Annotated in this window: 22 protein-coding genes; 14 read left to right on the top strand and 8 right to left on the bottom strand. The window is 42.8% G+C overall.

What is annotated here, in order from left to right; all coding sequences use genetic code 11:
- Positions 1-205: 205 nt before the first annotated feature.
- Positions 206-1,501, bottom strand: coding sequence for a serine hydroxymethyltransferase (locus ACXJY6_RS02535; protein WP_458767252.1), 1,296 nt, complete (start codon positions 1,499-1,501; stop codon positions 206-208).
- A 305-nt stretch (positions 1,502-1,806) separates the two neighbouring features.
- Between ACXJY6_RS02535 and ACXJY6_RS02530 the strand changes: the two genes are divergently transcribed.
- Positions 1,807-3,177: an L-serine ammonia-lyase gene (locus tag ACXJY6_RS02530; protein WP_458767250.1), complete on the top strand. Its 1,371-nt coding sequence runs from the start codon at positions 1,807-1,809 to the stop codon at positions 3,175-3,177.
- Positions 3,178-3,253: 76 nt separating this feature from the next.
- On the opposite strand, the gene ACXJY6_RS02525 is transcribed toward ACXJY6_RS02530, so the two are convergent.
- The gene (locus tag ACXJY6_RS02525) at positions 3,254-4,696 is read right to left on the bottom strand and encodes a sigma-54 interaction domain-containing protein (protein WP_458767249.1); all 1,443 of its coding nucleotides are present in this window, start codon (positions 4,694-4,696) and stop codon (positions 3,254-3,256) included.
- Positions 4,697-5,220: 524 nt separating this feature from the next.
- On the opposite strand from ACXJY6_RS02525, the gene ACXJY6_RS02520 reads away from it, so the two are divergent.
- The 12 genes from ACXJY6_RS02520 (at position 5,221) to ACXJY6_RS02465 (ending at position 16,180) form a co-directional block, all read left to right on the top strand.
- Positions 5,221-6,501 (top strand): MFS transporter, encoded by a 1,281-nt coding sequence (locus ACXJY6_RS02520; RefSeq protein ID WP_458767247.1) that lies wholly within the window; start codon positions 5,221-5,223, stop codon positions 6,499-6,501.
- Between the two features lie 481 nt (positions 6,502-6,982).
- A complete protein-coding gene (locus tag ACXJY6_RS02515; RefSeq protein ID WP_456052734.1) occupies positions 6,983-8,698 on the top strand; it encodes an FAD-binding protein in 1,716 nt (571 codons plus the stop codon).
- A gap of 124 nt (positions 8,699-8,822) precedes the next feature.
- Positions 8,823-9,041 carry a 4Fe-4S dicluster domain-containing protein gene (locus tag ACXJY6_RS02510; RefSeq protein WP_456052735.1) on the top strand — a complete coding sequence of 73 codons (219 nt, stop codon included), beginning with the start codon at positions 8,823-8,825 and terminating at the stop codon, positions 9,039-9,041.
- Positions 9,042-9,131: 90 nt separating this feature from the next.
- A complete protein-coding gene (gene rsxA / locus ACXJY6_RS02505) occupies positions 9,132-9,710 on the top strand; it encodes an electron transport complex subunit RsxA (RefSeq protein ID WP_456052736.1) in 579 nt (192 codons plus the stop codon).
- A 13-nt stretch (positions 9,711-9,723) separates the two neighbouring features.
- A complete protein-coding gene (locus ACXJY6_RS02500; protein ID WP_458767246.1) occupies positions 9,724-10,275 on the top strand; it encodes an RnfABCDGE type electron transport complex subunit B in 552 nt (183 codons plus the stop codon).
- Positions 10,268-11,761 (top strand): electron transport complex subunit RsxC, encoded by a 1,494-nt coding sequence (gene rsxC, locus ACXJY6_RS02495; protein WP_458767245.1) that lies wholly within the window; start codon positions 10,268-10,270, stop codon positions 11,759-11,761. The genes ACXJY6_RS02500 and rsxC overlap by 8 nt, the downstream gene beginning before the upstream one ends.
- A complete protein-coding gene (locus ACXJY6_RS02490) occupies positions 11,761-12,744 on the top strand; it encodes an RnfABCDGE type electron transport complex subunit D (protein WP_458767244.1) in 984 nt (327 codons plus the stop codon). Before rsxC ends, ACXJY6_RS02490 begins: the two co-directional genes overlap by 1 nt.
- Entirely contained in the window at positions 12,741-13,415 is a 675-nt protein-coding gene (gene rsxG, locus ACXJY6_RS02485; protein ID WP_456052740.1) for an electron transport complex subunit RsxG, read from the top strand. Before ACXJY6_RS02490 ends, rsxG begins: the two co-directional genes overlap by 4 nt.
- The gene (locus ACXJY6_RS02480; RefSeq protein ID WP_458767243.1) at positions 13,408-14,106 is read left to right on the top strand and encodes an electron transport complex subunit E; all 699 of its coding nucleotides are present in this window, start codon (positions 13,408-13,410) and stop codon (positions 14,104-14,106) included. Before rsxG ends, ACXJY6_RS02480 begins: the two co-directional genes overlap by 8 nt.
- Positions 14,103-14,354: an RnfH family protein gene (locus tag ACXJY6_RS02475; protein WP_458767242.1), complete on the top strand. Its 252-nt coding sequence runs from the start codon at positions 14,103-14,105 to the stop codon at positions 14,352-14,354. The genes ACXJY6_RS02480 and ACXJY6_RS02475 overlap by 4 nt, the downstream gene beginning before the upstream one ends.
- Positions 14,355-14,475: 121 nt before the next feature.
- On the top strand, positions 14,476-15,012 hold the full coding sequence (locus ACXJY6_RS02470) for a flavodoxin (RefSeq protein WP_458767241.1): 537 nt from the start codon (positions 14,476-14,478) through the stop codon (positions 15,010-15,012).
- A 271-nt stretch (positions 15,013-15,283) separates the two neighbouring features.
- Positions 15,284-16,180 (top strand): homocysteine S-methyltransferase family protein, encoded by an 897-nt coding sequence (locus ACXJY6_RS02465; RefSeq protein WP_458767240.1) that lies wholly within the window; start codon positions 15,284-15,286, stop codon positions 16,178-16,180.
- 7 nt (positions 16,181-16,187) lie between these two features.
- On the opposite strand, the gene ACXJY6_RS02460 is transcribed toward ACXJY6_RS02465, so the two are convergent.
- From ACXJY6_RS02460 to ACXJY6_RS02435, 6 genes are all read right to left on the bottom strand, one after another.
- On the bottom strand, positions 16,188-16,994 hold the full coding sequence (locus ACXJY6_RS02460) for an ABC transporter ATP-binding protein (RefSeq protein WP_458767238.1): 807 nt from the start codon (positions 16,992-16,994) through the stop codon (positions 16,188-16,190).
- Complete coding sequence (locus tag ACXJY6_RS02455) at positions 16,991-17,869, bottom strand: ABC transporter ATP-binding protein (RefSeq protein WP_458767237.1); 879 nt, start codon at positions 17,867-17,869, stop codon at positions 16,991-16,993. Before ACXJY6_RS02455 ends, ACXJY6_RS02460 begins: the two co-directional genes overlap by 4 nt.
- The gene (locus ACXJY6_RS02450) at positions 17,869-18,789 is read right to left on the bottom strand and encodes an ABC transporter permease (RefSeq protein WP_458767236.1); all 921 of its coding nucleotides are present in this window, start codon (positions 18,787-18,789) and stop codon (positions 17,869-17,871) included. Before ACXJY6_RS02450 ends, ACXJY6_RS02455 begins: the two co-directional genes overlap by 1 nt.
- 21 nt (positions 18,790-18,810) lie before the next feature.
- Positions 18,811-19,881: an ABC transporter permease gene (locus ACXJY6_RS02445; RefSeq protein ID WP_458767235.1), complete on the bottom strand. Its 1,071-nt coding sequence runs from the start codon at positions 19,879-19,881 to the stop codon at positions 18,811-18,813.
- Positions 19,881-21,485 carry an ABC transporter substrate-binding protein gene (locus ACXJY6_RS02440; RefSeq protein WP_458767234.1) on the bottom strand — a complete coding sequence of 535 codons (1,605 nt, stop codon included), beginning with the start codon at positions 21,483-21,485 and terminating at the stop codon, positions 19,881-19,883. Before ACXJY6_RS02440 ends, ACXJY6_RS02445 begins: the two co-directional genes overlap by 1 nt.
- A gap of 79 nt (positions 21,486-21,564) precedes the next feature.
- Complete coding sequence (locus ACXJY6_RS02435) at positions 21,565-22,542, bottom strand: dipeptidase (protein ID WP_458767233.1); 978 nt, start codon at positions 22,540-22,542, stop codon at positions 21,565-21,567.
- Between the two features lie 611 nt (positions 22,543-23,153).
- Here ACXJY6_RS02435 and ACXJY6_RS02430 point away from each other — a divergent pair.
- Positions 23,154-24,347: a multidrug effflux MFS transporter gene (locus tag ACXJY6_RS02430; protein WP_458767232.1), complete on the top strand. Its 1,194-nt coding sequence runs from the start codon at positions 23,154-23,156 to the stop codon at positions 24,345-24,347.
- The last annotated feature ends 20 nt before the right edge of the window (positions 24,348-24,367 follow it).

Here is a 24,367-nt window from a genome sequence, read left to right as displayed (position 1 = left end):
GTTAAAGCGTATCGGTGATTATTATTAGTTCAGCACTAAAAACGAGCGTTTTGGTTGAGGTGAAATGCGCGTAAGCTGTGTTAGTGAAATCATTCGCCGTTACATCGAGTTAGTTCGTAACGGCTACCTTATGGATCAATTCACGCGCATGATTACTGCGAAACTCTGCTCTAAATACTTTTTTGCTTTCATTTTCACATAATCACTATTGATACAAAGGGAATCTGTCACACATTTTTTGGACCTGATTCTTAATGTGTGCTTCTACGACATCAGCATCTTCTGTGGAGCTTGCTAACGCATCAAGAACATCGCAGATCCATTCACCAATTTGTCGGAATTCCTCTTCTCCAAACCCTCGACTAGTGCCAGCTGGAGTTCCCAAACGAATACCTGACGTGACCGTTGGGTTTTCGGTGTCAAAAGGAATGCCATTCTTATTACACGTGATACCCGCACGTTCCAACGCCGCTTCTACTTGATTACCTTTTAACCCTTTAGGGCGAAGGTCAACAAGCATTAAATGTGTATCAGTCCCACCAGTAACAATGTGACAACCACGTTGCGCAAGTACTTGAGCGAGCGCTTTAGCATTACGAACAACTTGGCGAATATACAGTGAAAATTCTGGCTGTAATGCCTCCCCCAACGCAACGGCTTTACTCGCGATAACGTGCATTAACGGGCCTCCTTGCAAACCAGGAAAAACCGCCGAATTGATCTTCTTATGAGTTTCAATATCATTGGTCATAATCATACCGCCACGGGGACCGCGTAAGGTTTTATGAGTTGTTGTCGTCACCACATCGGCAAATGGTATCGGGCTTGGGTGTTCTCCTGTTGCAACCAGACCGGCAATATGCGCCATATCAACCATTAACAAAGCATTCACTTCATCTGCAATCTCACGAAAATGAGCGAAATTAATCTGACGAGGAATCGCCGAGCCACCCGCAATGATAATTTTTGGTTTACACTGATGAGCCAATTCCCTGACCTGCTCATAATCAATCTCAAAAGTATCTCTCGTGACACCATACTGTACTGCATTAAACCATTTACCTGACATCGCAGGACGAGCGCCATGAGTCAGATGCCCACCAGCATCTAACGACATTCCGAGAATGGTGTCTCCAGGTTGCAGCAATGCCAACATCACTGCGGCATTTGCTTGGGCACCAGAATGCGGCTGAACGTTGACATATTCACAACGAAATAGATGCTTTGCTCGTTCAATCGCGGTATGTTCCACCGCATCCACATGTTCACAACCGCCATAATAGCGCCTACCCGGATAACCTTCAGCATACTTATTGGTTAAACATGTCCCTTGAGCTTGCATCACGGCTTTGGACACAATGTTTTCCGATGCTATCAACTCAATTTGATTATTTTGACGCTGTAACTCTGATTCGATGGCAGAGAAAACTACACCATCAGTATTTGATAGGTTGGTTGAGAAGAAAGCCTGTAGATCATAGTTGTTATACAAATATCCCATTTCAAATTCCTCTTGATAGTCTCGGCCAAAGCATGCGTTTTATTCACTATACTCATCACTCCTCGCTCCATCAAGAAATTTATTTCCTATTGGAAACATGAAAAATTCATGACAAAGTTCATAAATTTGCAGCCATTATTACACAAATACAATAAGTTAGAGTAAACACTAATATTGTTTTGTGCGATATTCTATATTTTCTTCTATGATATTTATTGATTCCACCCTCATTTTGTTTACTATTGGAAACATACTCTGAATTCTCAGTTTTCACTCCCTTGTACAAAGGTGGTAAGGATAAAATTATGTTATCCATATTTGATATCTATAAAGTCGGAGTTGGCCCTTCCAGCTCTCATACCAATGGACCTATGATCGCGGGGTACCAATTTGGGAATAAACTTCTCCCGGTGCTCAAGAAAATAAGTAGGATTCAGATAGAACTTTACGGTTCGCTGTCTCTAACGGGAAAAGGACACCACACAGACAAAGCGGTCGTTCTTGGGTTGTTAGGAAATCGACCAGACACTATCGACATAGCTACTGCCCATCAAGTGATGGAGAAGAGTGTCAGCGCTAACATTCTCCCTCTTATAGGCCGACATAACATTACCTTTGATGTTACGGCAGACATTTTATTTCATAGTCATTATTTGCCATTGCATGAGAACGCCATGTCTTTTTCGGCGTTTAACTCTGCTGGTGAGCTCGTAGACAAAGAAACCTACTATTCAATTGGAGGTGGGTTTGTTGCAACTGAGCAAGAGCTAAAACATGGCGATCCTCAACATAATATTGATGTTGAATTTCCATTTCACTCTGCATCAGAGTTATTACAACAGGCCGATGATAATGGATACTGTCTTAGTAGCTTGGTTTTACGTAACGAATTGGCATTTCGGAATAACTCCGAAATCGATCAAAAGGTAGACTATATTTGGCAAGTAATGCGCACGTGCGTTAATGACGGATTGAGCACTGAAGGCATTTTAGAGGGCGGCCTCAACGTCACCCGTAGAGCTCCCGCATTGTTCAAAAAATTAGAATCGAATCAATCACTAACCAAAGATCCAATGGAAATTATGGACTGGATTAATGGCTATGCTTTTGCTGCGAGTGAGCAAAACGCGAGTGGTGGTCAGGTCGTCACCTCGCCGACAAATGGTGCGTCAGGGGTTATTCCCGCTGTTTTAATGTATTACAACCAATTTATCCGTCCTCTTGATACCAAACAATTAAAAGATTTTATTGCCGCTTCTGGTGCAATTGGAATGCTATATAAAATGAATGCGTCTATTTCTGGAGCAGAAGTCGGCTGTCAGGGGGAGATAGGCGTGTCATCATCGATGGCGGCTGCGGGATTAACGGCACTGCTGAGTGGCAGTAACGAACAGATTTGTGTCGCCGCCGAAATCGCAATGGAGCACTCTCTTGGAATGACCTGCGATCCAATTGGTGGCTTAGTGCAAGTTCCATGCATCGAACGGAATGCTATGGGAGCAATTAAAGCCATCAATGCGTCTCGCATGGCTCTAAAAAGAACCAGTAAACACATTATTTCATTGGATAATATCATCGCGACTATGTATCAGACTGGAAAAGATATGAATAAGAAATACCGTGAAACATCGCAAGGCGGATTAGCCGTCATTCACTTAGCCCCACCGTGTGAATAGCTGTCTCAATAAAAAAGAGAGCACCAGGTCATGTCTCATACCTAGTGCTCTCTCTTTAATTCATGTCTTACAGTCGTTACACTCTAGATTGACTAGAACTTTCAGAGTCGCTGCATTTTTTGAACTTCCGCCCGTAAAGGATACCCAACTTTTCCATACGTTTAGTTAACGTATGGGGGTTAATGTCAAGTAGCTCCGCCGCGCCATTTGGACCATGAATCTTACCTTTCGTCTTATTCAGCGTATCTTTGATGTGTTGAGTCATTACATCATCTAGTGAGGCATATTGTTCAAAGCTAGCCACATTTTTCATGGGTTCGATAGTTCGTCTAGACGCATTGATCTCTTTGAACTGCAGCGTTCCCGTTTTATTTTGGATTAGCTCTCGCTCAATCACATTTCCCAACTCACGAACATTACCTGGCCAGTTATATGAAACAAGACGATCGAGTGCTGCTTTCGTTAACGTAGAGTATGACTTTATACCGAGTTCTTGGGATTTTCGATTCAAGAAGTAGTTCACAAGTTCGGGGATATCATTCTTTCTCTCCCTTAAACTCGGAACAACGATAGGGAATGTATTAATCCTGAAACTGAGATCCTCACGAAACTTACCTTCTTTAATTAGAGCCTCGATATTTTGGTGTGTTGCACAAATAATACGAATATCCACTGGAATGGTACTCGTTCCACCAACACGCTCTATCTCTCGATTTTGAATGACTCGAAGCAACCTAACCTGTGCTTCTAAAGGCAGTTCACCCATTTCATCGAGAAAGATAGTCCCACCATTTGCTCTTTCAAAACGCCCACGTTTTAACGTAGCCGCTCCGGTAAACGCGCCTTTCTCATGGCCAAAAAGTTCACTATCAACTAATGATTCAGGAATAGCACCGCAGTTAATTTTTATAAAAGGGCCATCTCTTCGCTGCGAGCTGCTGTGAATTGCATTCGCGATCAGCTCCTTACCGACACCCGTTTCACCTAAAATAAGCACCGTTGTATTAAGAGACGCAACCTGAGCAACCTGCTCCATCACATGACTTAGGCCCGCTCGCTCACCAACTATTTCTCTGCCGGCCTGTAACATAAGTTCATTACTAAAGTAACGATTATCATCCACAAGACTGTCTTTGAGCTTTGATAACTCGATATAGATTAAACAGTTGGACATAGAAATAATGAACGGGTCTTTTAGCATTCTGATAAGTTCAACGTGTTCGTCACTAAACCTATTCGCGCCTTTTGCGATAAAATCGATAGCGCCGAGTAATTGGCCTTCCGATCTCAATATAAGGGTTAAAATTGATGAATCCCAAAGATCAATCGCGCGTCTTTTTATGTTCTCTATATCACCTTCACCCGGTGTATTGGTATAAACAACATCTTGGTAACCATGGTTCATCTGCTCGATAATACTGGTCGATACATTAATTGACCGCTCTAACGGTCTTCCACCGCGATTATCAGCTTCAGCAAAGTAATTCATACTTCCCGTCTCTGAATCGTGACTGTTCATTTGGATTAAATCCAAAGGAATATGTTTTTTCAGAAACTTAAAACACCGGTAAAGCGCTACATTACTATCAAGGCTACTGCACATAGCCAATGTAGCCTGCCTAAAGAAATCATCTCTGTTCATCATATTTAATTCTTCTAAGGCTTAATTTCATCTAGTTATCTCAAATGAACTCGCAAAAAGCAATAAATTAGCATATATGCAATTATTGGAGTTGGTTTTAGTAAATATTCAAATATCAATTAGCATATATACAAAATCTAATTTATATATTTTTAACTCGCTGTTTTTCCACATAATATTATCTGGCGCGAAATATGCTATATAAATAACAATAAATAAATAGATAAAATATCAATAATTATTATTTTCCAATAAATAGACCTTCGTCACATATAGAGTTTTTCAATAAATAGATATAGGTCACATATATTTATTAATTAAAATTATTGCAATTTAAATAAATAAGAATGATTCGTGATTACAAATACCCTACTTTAATAATTAACAGGAATATATTTAATATGAACAAAAGAAAAAGCTTTAAATATTACAGCATAATTAACGTTGTCTTTTCATTTTTAACTTTTTATTTCTCAGTATCTCTTACAAATGATGCTCTAAACACTATTCTCCCTGCATTAGAACAGATGAATGGTTGGTCTAGAGGACAGATAACTTCCGCTGTATCAATAGGCGCGATAATTTCTATCTTTTCGATCTGGTTATTGGGGACATTAGTTCTCAAAGGTGGTGTGCGTAAAGTATTGTCAACCTCCTTGCTCTTGCTCGGTATCGTAACAATATTTATGGCGCAAGCTGGTGAAGCTGGGGTATTTAGCGAATTCTCTCTATATATTGCAATTGTTCAAATCTTTGCAGCAAGTTTATTCGCTCTCCCTCCTGTCCTTCTTTCAAACTGGTTTGTTGAAAAACGAGGTAGAGCTTTAGGCATAGCGACAATAGGCGCACCTTTTGGTGGCGCAACGTTTAACCTTGCTGTTGGTAACGTAATGGGTGCACAAGGTTTTGCATTTGCCTATACCGGTGTTGGTATCGCAGTCATTATACTTGCCATCATAGGCTTCCTAGTTATCGTTGATAAGCCAGAAGATGTTGGGCTTGCTCCAGACGGTGCTGACTTAACTGAAGAACAGATTCAAGCGCTAAAAATCGAAATGGAAAGTACTAAAACCGATTGGCCACTGAAAAAAATGTTTACCAACAAAAAGACTTGGTTGTACGTTGTTTCATTTGGTTTATTGAACTTAATGATCACTGGTGTCATGAGCCAACTAATACCACGTCTTTTGGATGTCGGTCTAACAATGCCTACCGCTTTACTTGCGTTAACGTTTGCTTCACTTTTGGGTATGGTTCTTAGTTATGCTTGGGGTTGGTTGGATGATAAATTCTCAACGACAACTGCATGTTTCTTCCTATCACTAACTTTTGGTTTAGCAGGCTTATCCTTCCTTTTTGGTTCTGCAGACAACATGTTTGTGATGATTCTCGCCATTGTTTGTGTCGCGTCACTCATCGGTGGATTACCAAACCTTGATGCTTCGATGATCATATCAATTTATGGACGAAAAGAATTTGCTCATGTGACGCGTTACGTTCGTGTTGGTGTAAGTATTTTCAGAAGTTTCGGCTTTGTCGCGATGGGCGTTCTATTTGACCACTACGGTTCATACGACCTCACATATATGATATTCATCGGTATGTCGATTGCGTCAGCTTTATTGATATTACTTATTAAACCACAAGACAATCGAGACCTCTGCTTAAACCCAACAACTTAATTTAAACCTAGGCTAAGGCTTATAATAATTTAACTTAAATAATGAGGTATCCGAATATTGCATTCAGATACCTCATATATTTTTTAACGAACAAATACATAAAAATATAATTATTAGTAATTGAATATTTAATTTTATATTCAACTTATCATTAACCTTTTATTAACTTTAATGCGTAATTAACCAAATAATTATACGGTCCTCTTTATTTGAATATATGCTAATTAACTCCTCATTAGCATATATGCAAATAACATTTAGAAGATATGCTACATTATTGAAAAATAACCATCTAACTTATTGATTTTAAATAATAATTAGTCTGGCACAATAGATGCAATATGTAACTTATATAGTAAGAGTAGCTAAATAATACGTTTCCCAAAACTTAACAAGTTACTTAATAAAATTTTAACAATCGTGAGCAAAGAGCGTTATCCCTTATATAACGTTCCCAAACAATTAACTGGAGGAAGCATTAGTGAATGCTGAACATGTTGTAGAAACAGATGTACTCGTCATTGGCGGGGGACTTGCTGGCTGCTTTGCAGGTATTAAGGCTCGGGAACAAGGAGCAAAAGTCATTCTTGTCGATAAAGGTCGTATCGGTAAAACTGGCGGAACGCCTTATGCCGGTGACACTATGGTGTTCAATGAAGATTGGGGCCACGACTTGGAAGCTTGGTTAGATCAGTACTCAGCACTGGGTGAGTATATGAACAACCGTGAGTGGAATGAAATCGTATGTCGTGATTCTTATGAGCGATTCCTTGATTTGAAATCTTACGGTGTCAAGTTCGAAGAAAAAGATGGCGAGGTTGTCCGCTTTGCTCACCCTAATAATCATGTTGACCTACCTGATAAAGACAAGTTCCCACCATTAGTAAGCGAAGTTGTGCATTGGCTACCAGGCTGGATGAAAGCCATGCGCAAGAAAGTCAAGAAAAGCCGCATCAAATTGATGGAAAGAACAATCATCTGCGACCTGATCAAACAAGACGGCGTCATTGTCGGTGCGGTCGGCCTTCCGGTTGATGGCGACACACCTATCATCATCAAAGCTAAATCGGTTGTTGTTGCAGCGGGCGGCGGTGGTTTTAGACCACCAGGCTACCCAACTCATGGATTGACGGCTGATGGTATGGCGCTTGGTTATAATGTTGGTGCAAAAATTACCGGCTGTGAGTGGGTCTGCTCGATGACTCCAAACAGTATGGAAGTTAGCCCTCTCCCTGATTCTGAAGACGCACCTAAATTTGAATCATTATATGAACACTTCAGCAGTGGCGCTACTGCAGCGGCTCCTGGTGCAACCAAATTTATTCCATTTTTGAATCCTTACTTTAATGCAGAGGGCGATGAAGTGCCTCACCGTGGCGTATCTTGGCACGGTTGGATTGATGCTCACTACGAAATCCACCAAGGTAGAGGCCCTATCCACGCTGTAATGGGCAATGGTGCTCAGGTTCCTATCGCAGGAACAGGATCGGCAGGATCGTCACATGGGCACGCAACGAATGGACTTGTTCCAGTAGACACTGACTGCAGTGTTGGTGTTCCTGGATTGTACGCTGCTGGTGATAGCTTAGGTTCGCATTTTGTCGGCGCAACCTATTCTGGTTTTGGTTGTGCAACTTCTCATGCTAGTGCAACCGGAGCTCGCGCTGGAAACGCAGCTGCTATTTTTGCACTGGATTCCAACGACGTAGAGCTTGATGAGCAACAAGTCGATGGGCTTGTCACTAAAATGCTGACTCCACTCGTACGCAAAGGCGGTTTCAGCCCACGCTGGGTAACTGAAACGCTAAGAAGCTACATCACTCCGTACTATGTTATGTACATCAAGCATGGCAAACGACTGCAAAATGCCCTCGATAGTGTTGAGTTCATTAGAGACCACATTGTGCCAAAAATGGTCGCTAACGATCCACATGAGCTACGTATTGTTCATGAAACTAAAAACATGGTTTTTAACGCTGAACTCAAACTACGTTCTTCGCTAATGAGAACGGAAAGCCGTGGTAACCACTACCGTGAAGACTACCCTGATCGCGACGATTCTTGGCTAGCCCATGTTGTTCTGGAAGATGTCGACGGACAAATGGTCGCGTCTAAGAAACCAATACCAGACTCGTGGAAGCCTAAACAAGATAAGTCTTACGAAGAGAAATATCCAATGGAGTTTCCAACTCACTAACACAGTTAGAGCGAGTCGTTTATTTGCTTAACTGATTTTATTAAAGGGATAAATCAGGCGTTAATGAAAGTAACAACGCCTTGGTTTACCCAACAGAGAATTTAAATTTTATAAAGGAAACTTTATGCCTATTTCAAAAATCGATAAGGACCTTTGCACTGGCTGTGGCAAATGTGTTGAAAGTTGTCCGATGGATGTCATTCGTTTAGATAAAAAGAAAGAACTTGCCGTTATTACTTACGTAGAAGACTGTATGTATTGTGGTTTTTGTACCGATTGTCCAGAAGGTGCATTAACCGTAACTGCCGGTCCCGTACGTTCAGCAATTCTCGGGTGGGGTTAAGCATTTATTGCATTATTTAACCCGTTATTTCGACTGGCCCAACTCTGTGTTGGCCAGTCTTAATCAATACTATTTTATAGGACCGCTAGAATGCAGGAATTAGGGCTACTCATCGTTGCCAATGTTTTAGTAAATAATGTCGTACTCTCTCGATTTTTGGGTTTGTGCCCATTCATGGGAGTTTCCAATAAAGTTCAATCTGCGTTTGAGATGGGGCTTGCGACAACTTTTGTGCTTACGATGGCGTCAGGCGCATCATGGATGCTCGAACATTGGCTTCTACAGCCGCTTGGACTTGATTACCTTCGTCTTCTTGGGCTTATCATGGTCATCGCATCAATGGTGCAGCTTACCGAGCTATATATTGCGAAACAGAGCCCTTCCCTACATAGAATTTTAGGTATTTTCCTGCCCTTGATTACGACAAACTGTGCTGTATTAGGTGTCGCAATCTTGGTCATTCAAGAGCAGTTAACGTTTCTTGAAAGTTTACTTTATGGCTTCTCTAGCGCTGTGGGTTTCACTTTAGTCATCACTTTATTTGCCGGTCTTCGAACTCGTTTAGAGCTCAATAGTGTTCCATCACTCTTCGCTGGCTCACCTATCGCCTTTATAACTGCGGGTGTCATGGCAATGGCGTTCGCTGGTTTTGCTGGCATCGCAGGATAAGGAGCTTAAACTTATGATTATTTATACACTGGCTTTTCCTATCCTAGCAGGTGCAATTGGTTATTTATTAGGTGTCGCAGCACAGCACTGGCGCATTGAGTCTGATCCATTAGTTGAAACCATCACGGCAATGTTACCGAATGCACAATGTGGACAATGTGGCTACCCAGGATGCGGAGAAGCGGCAAAAGCGGTTATTGCAGGTGAAATTCCACCTAGCTTTTGCCCACCAGGCGGTAACCTTGTTGCCAGCCAAATCGCTGAAAAGCTTGATATTCCACTGGATCAAGATGGCCTCGCTATTCCTATGGTTGCCGCAATCGACCCCGACACATGCGATGGTTGTGGTCGCTGCTTTAAGACCTGCCCATTCGACGCCATAGTTGGCGCGAATTTTCAACTTCATGGCGTTGTATCTGATGCTTGTACCGGTTGTGGACAATGTGTTCCAGTCTGCCCACACAATGGCATTATGCTTAAACCGGATCCTATTTTTGCATCCGTGCCCCAAAAACCGACAGTACTATCATCTTCAACGAGTCAATTAGGGGCGCACCATGTTTAGCCTAAACAAACGCATTCAAGGTGGCGTACACCCAAAAGACACCAAGTTTCTTAGCAAAGAATCGCCAATAGAGTCTCTTAAAACCTTGCCACCCAAATTGACTCTTTTGCTCAAACAACACTTAGGGCAACCTGCCACTCCAGACGTGAGCATTGGCCAACACGTTAAAGCGAACGACTTAATTGCCCACGCAAATGGGCGTTTTAGCGCACCGATACATGCGCCTTTAGATGGCGTGATCGAATCTATCGTTACCACTGGTTCTCAACCTTATATAGAGCTGATTCCAGCGAGTCAGCAAACCGCTTACAACGAAACCCTAGGATTTTCGCTTGAAGAACAATCACAGGAAACATTAATCGAAGCGATTCACAATGCCGGCTTGGTCGGTATGGGTGGCGCGATGTTCCCAACCGCGGATAAATTGAAGCTAAGCTTAGCCAATGATATTCATACTCTAATCATTAACGGCGGTGAGTGCGAACCCTACCTAACGTGTGACGATCGATTAATGCGTGAGCGTGCCGAGAATATCTTAAAAGGTATTCAAATCCTGTTACGAGCGTGCAAAGCTAAGAAAGCAATCATCGGAATTGAAGAGAACAAACCTGAAGCAATCAAACGTATGCGAGCGTTGTGTGAAAACGATGGCTCTATTACGGTGAAACCTCTTCCTGTGTTATACCCAATGGGCTCTGAAAAGCAGATGATCAGAGCATTAACTGGCCAGCAAGTTCCTTCCGGAAAACTCACTTCTGAATTAGGCATCATTATTCAAAATGTGGGGACTTGTGAAGCGGTTTATAATGCTTTGTATGAAGGGCAACCTTTAACTCACCGCGCCATTACCGTCAGTGGTGGCTCTATCACTCGACCAGCCAATATTTGGACGCCAGTAGGAACGCCAATTTCGCACCTCATCGACCAATGTGGTGGTATCACAACTGAACCTCAACGTATGGTTTTAGGCGGTCCGATGATGGGGCGTGAAGTGACCGACAAACAAGCCCCTATCACCAAAGGCAGCAGCGGTCTATTACTGCTGAATAAAAACGAAATTGCTGACGATCAACCAAAATCGTGTATTCGGTGTGGTCAATGTGCCGACGCGTGTCCAATGCAACTTCAACCATTAAACCTATTCCCAATCCTTCAGAACGATAAAATCGATGCCGCGAAAGACGCAGGTGTAATGGATTGTTTATTGTGTGGTGCCTGCTCATTTTCATGCCCCGCTTCTCTTCCACTTACCGCAACATTTGGGTGGGGTAAACAGCAGATAGCGCTACAAACCAAACAAGAACAGAAAGCCGATTCTACGCGTAAAGCCAGTGAAGCTCGTCGTATCCGAGTAGAAGAAGAAGCCAAAGCCAAAGCGGCGGCAAAAGCGGCGAAGGCAGCAGCAAAAGCCGCCAAAGCGAGTAAACGCGCTGCGAGAAAACCCCGTAGTACTAAGGTTGAAACAACCGTAGAGGATCAAAAGTAATGCTACAGTCTCCCCACATTCATCAGGGCGTTCACATCCGAGATCTGATGTATAAAGTTGTTTATGCCTTAGTACCAGCGGCCATATTTGGTTTCTGGCAGTTTGGCTTGCCGGCGGTGATTCTGACTGCGGCTTGTGTTTTTACTGCAGTAATAACAGAAATTATCTGTCACAGAATCAATCCTCAAACTAAGGGTGAATGGCAAGATGGATCTGCGTTACTCACAGGGTTAATTCTGGCAATGAGCCTGCCTCCCCATGCTCCTATTTGGATAGGTATTATGGGCAGCGTGATCGCTATTGCACTGGGTAAACACAGTTACGGTGGTTTGGGTCAAAATCTGTTTAGCCCAGCAATGCTAGCACGCGTGCTGCTATTGATTGCTTTTCCTTTAGAAATGACTCAATGGCCAATTCCCTTTAGTCAACTTAGCGAAGCGACTTGGTATACCAGCGCGGCAGACAGTTTTACAGGTGCAACGGCATTAGCAAGTCACGGTATATCGACCACAGGATTTGCCGATAGCGGGCTTGGTATAGTCGCCGGCAGTATGGGTGAAACATCCGCAATACTATTAATTTTAGGTGGCTTGTATCTTATCTACACAAAAGTCATTCATTGGCAACTTCCCGTTGCAAGTCTCTTAGGCTGCTTAGTTCCTGCGGGTATTGCTTGGGGTATTGATTCGTCGTCGTTTCCACCGATCGAACACCTTGTGAGTGGTGGTTTACTATTCGGCGCATTTTTCATCATAACCGATCTCGTTACGGGTCCTTCTACCTCGCGAGGACGTTGGGTATACGGTCTTTTGTTTGGCTTCTTAGTTTGGATCATTCGTAGCTTTGCAAACTACCCAGAAGGCGTAGCGTTTGCAGTACTGTTATGCAATATGTGTAATCCACTCATTGAGCAATTTACCCGACCAACTATTTATGGTCACAAGAAAATGAATCAGAAAAAGCCTCAAGCGGAGGATGTATGAGCGAGACTCCAGAAACAATCGAGGTAAAAACCGATCTTACTCCTAGCTCAACGATCAGACCGCCTAAAGAGCAAGCTCTTCGCTTAGCGGCTTTTGCTACTGTTGTTGCGTTTATTGTGATGCTTTGTGATGTTTTTATTGGCCCCACTGTTGAACTTCGTGCTCAAGAAGATCGTCAAGCAATGTTCGCAGAAGTGTTACCTATTTCACTCTACGACAATGACCCCAGCTTAGAGCAAGAAAGTGTGCTTGTTGATGACGCCCCCATCACATACTACCGTGCCCGACTCAACGGTGAAGTTAGTGCTCTCGTGATGCAAGTCGCACCTCAAGGGTATGCGGGTGCGATTAACCTGTTAGTCGCGGCCAAGCCTGACGGCACTATCACGGGCGTGCGGGTTATCGGACACAATGAAACACCGGGTCTTGGTGACAATATCGAAACCAGCAAAAGTGATTGGATTCTTCAATTTAATGGTCTCTCTTTAACAAACCCTACTCCAGATCAATGGGGAGTAAGCAAAGATGGGGGACAATTTGATAGTTTTACAGGCGCAACGATAACACCAAGAGCCGTCGTGGCAGGCATCAAGCAATCATTAGAAGTTATCCAAAACAATAAATCGGACCTAATTGGTCAAACGCATTCTGAGGAGAGTCTTGATGACTAAGTTGTCTCTGCGAAGCCAGTTTATCGATGGATTATGGCGCAATAACGTTGTTTTCAGTCAACTATTGGCTCTATGTCCACTCGTCGCCGTCACCAGTTCAGCAACCAATGGGTTGGGAATGGGTTTAGTTACAACCGTTGTACTTATTGCATCTAATATTAGTATTTCACTGATTCGACATTGGGTTACGCCACAGATTCGAATTCCCGTTTTTACCCTAGTTATCGCGTGTCTAGTGACCGTGGTTGACTTAGGAATGAACGCATGGCTCCACGATCTACACAAAGTACTCGGACTCTTTATCCCACTTATCCTAACTAACTGCGCCATCTTAGGACGAGCTGAAGCCTTTGCTTCTAAAAATAAACCATTTGCATCTTTGATTGATGGTGCCGGTATTGGTCTTGGTTTTACCATCGCCTTAGTTCTCTTAGGTGGATTCCGTGAGATCATCGGCTCAGGCACCCTATTTTCTCATGCTGCGCTGCTTCTTGGTGACAGTTTTAGCATCATCGAGCTTACGTTGATTCCCGACTACCGCGGTTTCTTACCAGCTCTACTTCCTAGTGGTGGATTTATCTTCCTAGGGTTACTTTTGGTCGGCAAACGCCTTCTCGATCGTGGTATGCAACGCAAACAAAAAATACCTGCATCGATGACAAGTGATACGACGTTGGAGGAGAAGGCATGAAGTTTTCGGTCGCGCATGCTCAAGGTGATAAAGGGCACTGGATTCAAATGGATCTTCCAGAACCCATCAGTTTGCGTGAAGCGATAAACGTTTCACCTTTAATGGGACTCTACTCAGATTTGGATTTAGACAGCTGTAAATTTGGCATATTTGGTAAGGTTTTACCCGCTGACACCATGGTAAAAGAAGGTGACAGAGTCGAAATTTATGTCCCTATTCGCTGCAAAAATAACGACGATGAGAGTTAAGCATCAAGGCTTACCTTAACTCTTATTTGAATGAATACACGATAAATCAAAACATTAAAATCAAACCCTACATAGAACAACTTTAACGTAGCGGTTATACAACCATTTAACGGAGACAATTATGAGCAAAATAGGCATTTTCTTTGGTAGTGAAACCGGAAAGACACAAGCCGTAGCCCAACTGATTCACGAGAAATTCGCCAGCAGCGACGTTGCCGAGCCTGTCAATATCAACACCTGTAAACTGGCTGATTTAATGCAGTATGATGCCTTAATCGTTGGTACTCCAACTCTTGGTGAAGGAGAACTTCCAGGATTATCGACACAGTGTGAGTCTGAGAACTGGGAAGAGTTTATCCCTGAAATTGAAGGACAACACTTATCTGGCAAAAAAGTGGCGCTCTTTGGTTTAGGCGACCAAGTAACTTACCCAGAAGAGTTCGTTGATGGCTTAGGTGAGTTATTCGATCTATTTGCTGACACTGATGCTGAGATCGTGGGTAGCTGGCCAAGTGAAGGTTACACATTCGAAGAGTCTACCGCGCTTGATGGTGATGAGTTTGTTGGTTTAGTTATCGACCAAGACAACCAAGCGGATCAAACTGACGCACGCGTAACCAAATGGGTGAGTCAATTAAAATCTGAGCTAGGCCTGTAGTCTCAATTAACTTGATATTACCGTCTCTTAGTCACCCACTTAGATTAAGAGACGGTACTGTTGTTACCTTTCTCACAAATCGTATGTTTCATTTCAAGTACGAACCCTTTATTATTCTCTCGCGATCGTCGTCAACCGACTAAGCTATAACAATTCGACTTCGCACACTTCGCCGCACTTGACTCTATTCATTCGGATCACAACTCATTTATTCGGCTTGATAGATTAGGTTTAGCACCACTTAATTTGGTATACACAAAGAACGCAGCAGATGAAAAAGATAACGATTTTAGATGGTGGCATGGGACGTGAGCTCCGAAATATTGGCGCCCCCTTTTCGAACCCACTTTGGAGTGCACAAGCACTAATAGAAGCGCCCGAATTCGTTGCTCTTGCTCACCGCAGGTTTATTGAAGCGGGTGCCGATATTATCACCGTCAATAGCTATGCATGCGTCCCCTTTCATCTAGGTGAAACTCTGTATTCTGAAAAAGGAGCTCAACTGACTCAGCTCGCGGCAAGTATCGCAAAACAGGAAGCAGAAAACGCGACGCGAAATGTCCTCGTTGCAGGCTCTCTTCCACCTCCTTTCGGGTCATACCGCCCAGATCTATTTGAACCAGAACGTGCCTTTGACATTCTAAATACGCTGGTTGAATCACAACACCAATATGTTGATCTGTGGCTTGCGGAGACGGTTTCGAGCATAGAAGAAGCTCGTGCTATTGCACACGCTTTAGAAGAAACATCACTCCCTTGTTACTACGCCTTTTCTCTCAGTGATGACACGGCGCAACCTGCAATGCTGCGATCTGGTGAATCGGTCACCGATGCGATAGAAGCTATTATTGAGAGCAATATTGACGGAATTTTATTTAATTGCTCCATCCCTGAAGTGATCACCCAAGCATTGGAGGTGACAAATACGGTATTGAGCAAACACAACAAAACGATTTCAACAGGTGCGTTTGCCAACAATTTCACCCCAATATCAACACAACATCAAGCGAATGAAACCATTCAAACAACACGCGACTTATCACCATTAGAGTATCTCGAATTCGCCAAACAATGGCACAAAGCTGAGGCGACAATTCTCGGCGGATGTTGTGGCATCGGCCCTAGCCATATTGCGGCGATCGCTAAATGGAGTGAAGAAAACAACTAGCTGTACTTCAACTATGATCAATAAATTGATCAATAACGGCTCGGTCGTATCCTTTAGAGGCCAAATTCAATTGAATGGTATAAGGATTCTTCGCGTGGGTTTCACCTTGCTTATCAACATCAAGTATTTCGACCAATTTACCGTGTTGCATCACCGCAACTTTTTCACACATATAAGACACAACACCTAAGTCATGGCTAACCAATAAGTAAGTCAACGATAACTCTTCTCGTAGTTGGTTAAGCAAGTTCAATATTTCAGCTTGAATAGAAACATCAAGTGCTGAGGTTGGTTCATCTAACAATAGAATTTTCGGTTCCAAGATCAGCGCTCTCGCAATGGCTACACGCTGGCGTTGGCCACCTGATAATTGGTGAGGATAGCGAAATCGAAATCGACGCGGTAACGCCACTTGATCCATTACTTGAGTGATTCGTTTTTCTGAATTCTGTAATCCATGAATCGCCACGGGTTCAGATAGTATCTTATCAATCGTATGTCTAGGGTGAAGAGAAGCAAAGGGGTCTTGAAATACCATTTGCACCTGTTTATAAAACGTTTTAGTCCGTTTGTGGTCTAATCGCTGTTGACCAATTATCATTTCACCGCCACAACATTGGTTCAGCCCCGCTAGTCCACGCAAGATTGTCGATTTTCCTGAGCCAGACTCACCAACCAGTCCGAATGACTGTTGGTCTAATACTGTAAAACTCACTTTGTCTACTGCTTTAACTTGGTCATCACCTTGGCCAAAATGAATTGATAAGTCATTCAGCTCGATTGCATATTTAGACTGCTCAACTGACGACGTCATACTAGATTTCCTTTTCTATCCAATGTGCTATCTAACCAACTCTCTTGTCGCACTAGTGTCGAGAGAGGCTCGCCTTTGATTGCGTTACTTGGGAGGCAAGAAAGTAAACCACGGGTATAAGGATGCTTGGCATTATCAAGTTGTTTTGCATCCAATTCTTCAACGATTCTCCCAGCATACATCACCAAAATTCGGTCACAAAAACTCGCCACCAAAGGTAAATCATGTGAAATCAAAATGAGTCCCATACCACGTTCTTGGACGAGATCATCCATGATTGCTAAGACTTGAAGTTGTACGGTGACATCTAATGCGGAAGTCGGTTCATCGGCGATCAGTAGATCTGGACTCGAAAGCAACATCATGGCAATCATAATTCTCTGCCCCATGCCGCCGGAAATCTCGTGTGGATACGCTTTAAATACTCGCTCGGGATTTCGAATACGAACCGACTCCAACATCTCGATACAGCGTTTTTTCGATTCCCTTTTCGATAGCTTCATCTGAATTTGACACGCCTCAATCATTTGCTTGCCAATCGTCATAACGGGATTAAGTGAATATTTAGGATCTTGCATCACCATAGAAATACGTTTACCTCGTATTTCCCGATAGGATTTCAACGATAAGCTTTGCAAGTCAATACCATCAAAACGCAATGTATCTGATGTTACAATACCGGGGCTCAGTCCGAGTATCGCACGCCCAGTTTGAGACTTCCCTGAACCAGACTCACCCACTATGGCAACTTTTTCACGCCCCATACGAAAAGACACATCACGAACCGCCTTTACCGGCCCATGAACTGAAGGAAACTCGACACTAAGATTTTTAATTTCAAGTAGATCGTCTGAAAAATTGGATGCTGAAGTCATTAATGCTGTCCTCCAGACTTTGGATCAAGTACATCCCTAAGTCCATCGCCAAGTAAGTTAAAGCCGAGTGCAACGATAAAAATTGCCATACCTGGAAAAGTCGCAAGCCACCAATAGCTAAGAATATAATCTCGACCTTCGGCGATCATTGCGCCCCATTCCGGCGTTGGAGGCTGCGCTCCTAATCCTAAAAATCCCAAACCGGCTGCCGTTAAGATAATTCCCGCCATATCCAGCGTTACTCGAACAATCAACGACGACATGCACAATGGCATTATGTGCTTTGATATCAAGCGCCAATGTCCTGCCCCTTGTAGTTTCGCTGCGGCAATATAATCCATTTTACGTACTGTTAGTGTTTCCGCCCGTGCTAGACGCGCATACGCAGGCCACGATGTAATCGCTATTGCAAAAATTGCAGATTCTAACCCTCGCCCCATCGCTGCTGCTAAAGCAAGTGCTAAGACCAACTTAGGGAATGCTAAGAATACGTCTGTGATACGCATTAACAACGTGTCAACCCAACCGCCAAAATACCCAGCGACCGTTCCAATCACAAAGCCTAATAAGGGCGCGGTGAAAATAACGATACCAACGATTAAGAGCGTAATTCGGCTGCCTAGAATGATGCGACTAAAAACATCATTGGCTTGGCCATCAGTCCCAAACCAATGTTCTGATGACGGTGGAAGAAAACGTTGCTGTTTTAGCGCATCGCCTGTTAAGCCACTGGTTACGCCTTCCGGGGCAATATATGGAGAGAATAGTGCGAGCAACAACAAGGCAACAACTATGGTAAAACCTATCATTGCGAGTGGATTATGAAAAAAACGCAACCACCCTAGATAACTGCGTCCTAACACAGCTTGAGTTCTAGAAACTGGGTTTTCAGCTAGTAGCCAACCCTTTAACTTGGTCATATCAACAAGCCTTTTTGGTAGTTATCTAGCTCTTGGATCAAGAACTTTATAAAGTAAATCTGAGGTTAAGTTCAATAAGATAAACACTAAACCCACCACTATGGTGCCACCCAATACCGCATTCATGTCGGCGGCCAACAGGCTGTCGGTAATATAACGCCCTAAACCAGGCCATGAGAATACAATTTCCGTGAGTACCGAGCCCTCGAGCAATGTGGCATAAGTCAGTGCGATGACGGTAATAAGTGGTACCCATGCATTCCCAAGAGCATGCCGCCATATAATCACTCTCTCCGACACACCTTTAACTCGTGCAGTGGTAACGTATTCTTGCTGGAGCTGGTCGAGCATAAAAGAACGAGTCATGCGGCTTAAATACGCAACGCTGTAATAAGAAAGCAGCGATGCAGGTAGAATGATATGGGAAAATGCATCTTTAAATGCATCCCAACTTCCGGCGAGTATCGTGTCTACCAACACCATATTTGTCACTTTTGGTAGGGTATATTCATACATCACACTCAATCGACCTTCCGGAGCGGCAACCCAGTCTAAATGCTGGTAAAAAACCACGATTCCTAACATGGCTAACCAAAATATCGGTGCACTATGGCCAATAAGCCCTAGTACTCTCACGAGATTATCGATCCACTTGTTTTGATTAACTGCAGCCAATACGCCAGCAGGGATACCAAATATAATGCCAAAAAACGTCGCCAACGTCGCAAGCTCTAAGGTCGCTGGGAAATAGGTTAGAATGTCATCTGACACAAGATTCGCAGTGCGGACAGACGTCCCTAAATCACCACTGACAACACCACCTAGGTAATAAATAAATTGAACCGCTATCGGCTTATCTAAACCCATTTCGTGATAAGTCTTCTGATACAAAGCTTCCGGTGCTTTATCACCTATAACTGCAATCACAGGATCGGTGGGCATCAGCCGGCCAATGACAAATGTGAGTAACAGTAACCCCAAAAAAGTTAACGCTAACATGGCAAAAAAATGCATGAATGGCTTAACTTTTTTGGTATAAGTTGAAGAAAAAAAGACGGACATAATGCCGCCTTTTGATACTGATTTTTCCATTATTTCTTCACAACATCTTTGTATGAGTTGTTATCAAATGAAGGACCTAACACAAAGCCATCCACGTTTGCACGTATTCCTGATACTTCTTGTTCCTGCATAATAAATGCAAACGGAGCTTCTTTTTGGTGTTGCTTCTGAAGTTCAATATACATATTTGCACGTTTTTCAGCATCTGGTTCAGTAACAGCCGCTAATGTCTTTTTAGTCATATCTACTGGTGCATAAGCATTACGCCATGCAACAGGTTTCGATTTCGCATCATCGCTGTTATCTACGTTCTTAGCAAACGTATCTGCATTGGTATGTGGGTCTTGATAATCCGGCCCCCAAGCGCCAAAAAACAGTTGATGTTTACGAGCTCGATATACGGTTAACACTTGCTTACCGTCCATAGGAACAAGCTTGACGTTGATCCCTGCCTTCGCAAAAGTAGTTTGCATCGATTTAGCCGTATCAATACGAATAGGAGCATTGCGCACAATCATTTCAATATCGAAACCATCAGGATAACCCGCTTTTGCGAGTAGTGCTTTCGCCTTTTCTATGTCTAGAGAAAACGGTTGCTCTTCTAACGCACCAAGGAACCCTTTAGGTAGAAATGCTTGCTGAACTTGTCCACGACCAGCCCAAACTGTGTCTTCTAATCCTTTATAATCGATCAGATATTTCAAGGCTTCCTGCACTTCTGGTTTCGCTAAAATAGGATCTTTTAAATTCATTGAAAGATAATAAAGTGCGCCTTTACCTTTTTTAAGTAACTTGATCTCTTCGTTACCTTCAACGCTCTTCAACTGCTCAGTTTCTAGATTACGCGCAATATCAATATCTCCTTTCTCTAGCAGTAGTTGCTGTACAGAAGACTCACCGATATGACGAATAAACACGTTCTTCATCTGCGGTACACCATCCCAATAATCATTGTTGGCACTCAGCACTACAATTTCAGACGGTTTCCATTGTTCGATTTTAAATGGTCCTGAACCCGCATAGTGAGTTCGCAACCACGCAAATCCCATGTCACCGTCTACTTCGTGTTTCATTACTTCGTCTTTATCAACAATTGATGCGATAGTGGCAGACAAGCAATAAAGCACAAATGTCGGTGCATACGCTTTATCAGTTTCAATGGTCAATGTGTCATCATCGAGAAACTTAATCTTATCCATGACGTTTTCAGCGTTGAAACCAAACTGGGTTAAAATAAAAGCTGGGGATTTATCTAAGATAACGGCACGCTGTAATGAAAATGCGGCATCTTCTGCTGTTAACTCATCACCTGAAGAAAACTTGATACCCTTTCTCATTTTAAAGGTAAAGGTTTTACCATCTTCGCTCACCGTCCAACTTTCTGCCGCGACGCCATGTATCTTCGACACATCGTTAGGATCAAACCCAATTAGTCGATCGTAGCTATTACCAACAATCTCTGCGCCCGAGAATTCAAACACTTCAGCGCTATCCAAAGAAATGATGTCATCGAATTGCCAACCTACGATAAGAGAATCTTTTGGGGTAGCAGCGAACACAGCCCCCGAGGAAATTGCCAGAGCTAAACTTGCGATGCTAAGCAAACGCTGGGCTTTATTAACAAATAACTTCATTGTGCCTCCGAAAATATTCTGTCCATGTCATTTTCTGACTCTTAATCGCCATTAACTTTGTGTTGTTTCTTATGCCTCCTCAATTACTCCAAACTTCTTTTGCAAGTGCACGCATATTGCCGCCCATAATAGAATGAATATCTGACTGTTTATACCCACGCTGTCCAAGCAGACGGGCAATCTCCTGAAAACGTTCTGGAGGCGCAAACAATAAATTCAAAAATCCATCGCTAGCACTATCGTATCCGTGCTGTTTCGGCCACCAGTAACCGAGATCTAACCCTTCAGGCCCTGTATCAAGATGCTCGTCATACACATAATCCAACCCTAACCCAACATGTTTAGTTCCAATAAGTTGCACCACATAGTCAATCGCCTCAACCATGCTTTGTGCACTAGCCTGCTCACAGTTGAGAAACCGCGCTACGCCGTTAATACAGACAACACCACCCGTTTCAGCACAGGCTTGTAGCTGATCATCATGGTAATTCCGACCGTGGTTTTTTAAGGATCGAGGGTTACCATGACTAATAATGACTGGCTTAGATGAATATTCAAAAATATCCATACAGGTTCGATAACCAGTATGCGAAACATCCATAAATAGATTGTTTGCGTTAATTGCATCGACGATCGCCCGTCCCTTAACGCTTAACCCCGTGTCTTCATCATGACATCCACCAGCCAAAGAATTGCTACGGTTGTACGCCAAGTGGACCTGTCTCACACCTAAATGGGCAAATAAATCCACCATAGCTGGACTTTCATGCAAAGGAATTCCACCCTCTAAATCAAAAGAGATGGCTAATTTACCTTCACGTTGGGCACGTTCTACATCAGCAAAACTGTTTACTTGAACAAGAAAATCTAATTCGCTGATGCGTTTTCTAAAACCAGCGATTATCTGAATAATTTCGCTAAGGGGATTAAAATCCATGCCAATATTAATTGAAATGTAATACGCACCATTGCTTATATGGCGCTCAAGGGAGGCTAAATCGTATGTGGGATTTAACGGGACGCAGGTATGAGCATCCCAAACTGGTATTATTTCCAAAAAAGCTCCCTCTAATTTAGAGCGTGATAATAAACGCTAGTGAAATCACCATAATCAGCATTTTGAGGAATGAAATGACAAGGTTTTCAGTCATTACTATTCCAGGATCGTCAATTCACTATGAGATATTACTGTGAGTCATTGAATAAGTAATTTGCAAACCTCGTGCCACTAAAATACCCCTAAATTCATGGTATTAATGTTAATCCCCGCACTATTTAAGTGATTACCCAATATTATGCACCAGTCTAGGACATAGACATTGAAACGAATCGCGAGCACTTTCGGCACCAATATTCTGAGTAAAAAACCGTTAAAGCCTGAACGACTCTCTGCCTCACTGCGGTTGGAGAGTTACGCCTTAAATTCACTCTCCGAAATGAAAAACTAGACGAAAATTCAACGAAAGAATTACGCAACAATCCCGATACAAACACTGTCATTTTTGCCAACATCTGTTAAATAAATACGCAACACAATTGTTTAAGATCAATCTCTTAATCGTAATTCTCTCTTTAGCATTCCCAATTGTTGCACGCACAACAACTAGGTGTTATGTTTATTTTTGTTGTGGATGCAACAATAAATATTTTTACAAAGATGAGATAACTATGAAATCCAACGCTGTCCCTTTTATTTTAGTTCTATTTCTTGCCAGTGTTTTTGCACTGTCTCCCCTTGCCACTGACAGTTATTTAGCTGCGATTCCACAAATGGCTAGTGACCTTAACGTTGTCACTGGTTCAGTTGCTATAACGGTCAGTATTTACATTTTTGTAATGGCACTTGGCCAAATGTTCGGTGGCCCACTGTGTGACCGTGCGGGAAGACGATTTAGCATGATGCTAGGTTTGACTCTGTTCGTCGTTGGCGGTTTTGTTATTGCTGGGGCTGGAAATTTAACAATCCTCTATGTTGGTCGATGCCTTCAAGCATTCGGTGGCGGTATTGCATTTGTATGTGTTCCGGCCATTATTCGCGACGTTGCTTCCGGTAAAGCAGCCGCAAAACTATTCACACTAGTCGCTCTAATCATGATGGTTGCACCTGCTGTTGCACCAATATTCGGTACATTGGTTTTAAAAACGCTAGGTTGGACTTGGATATTCATCCTAATGTCTCTATTTGCCGTTATCACAGCCTTCATCGGGGCAGTATCTATTCCTAAAACTAATAAACCGGCGCACCAGAAATCACCAAGTATTACCCAAGGTTTTATTGAAGTTTTTAACACTCGCGAAGCAAGAAAATACGCGATTATTCTGGCTGCGACATTCTCTGCATTAATGATTTTTCTAACAAACTCTTCCATGATTTATATCGAGCACTACGGTTTGAGTGAAGAGATGTTTGCAGGAATACTTTTGGTCAACACTATTGCTAGCATCGTTGCGAACCGTATTAACGCTTTTCTTCTTAATAATCATTCCCCACAAAAACTCTTGTCTCTGTTTGTAGGTTTGCAAGTATTTGGTCTGTTAATACTGCTCACCTCTCAAGTGGTGATGCCTGAAAGCTGGGTATTCTCGGCCACCGGTTTTATTATCGCGAGTGGTTCACTTGGCGGAATTTTTGGTAACTCCAACGCCTGTTTTATGGCTTATTTCCCAGAAAAAGCAGGAATCGCATCTGCGTTCATTGGTGCATCTCAATCTATCGGCAGTTCCATTATCGCCGCGCTATCAACCTTGCTCCTATCAAGTGGAATATGGACGCTAGCAATAATGATGCTAGTGATAAGTGGCACTGCATTTCTAATTTCAACCGGCAACGAAAAACATACCGACACACTCGATGCCGTCTAACTCGAATTTAGAGGCTAAAT

It is taken from the genome of Vibrio phycocola (assembly GCF_054404255.1).
This window is presented reverse-complemented; position numbering and strand designations above follow the sequence as displayed.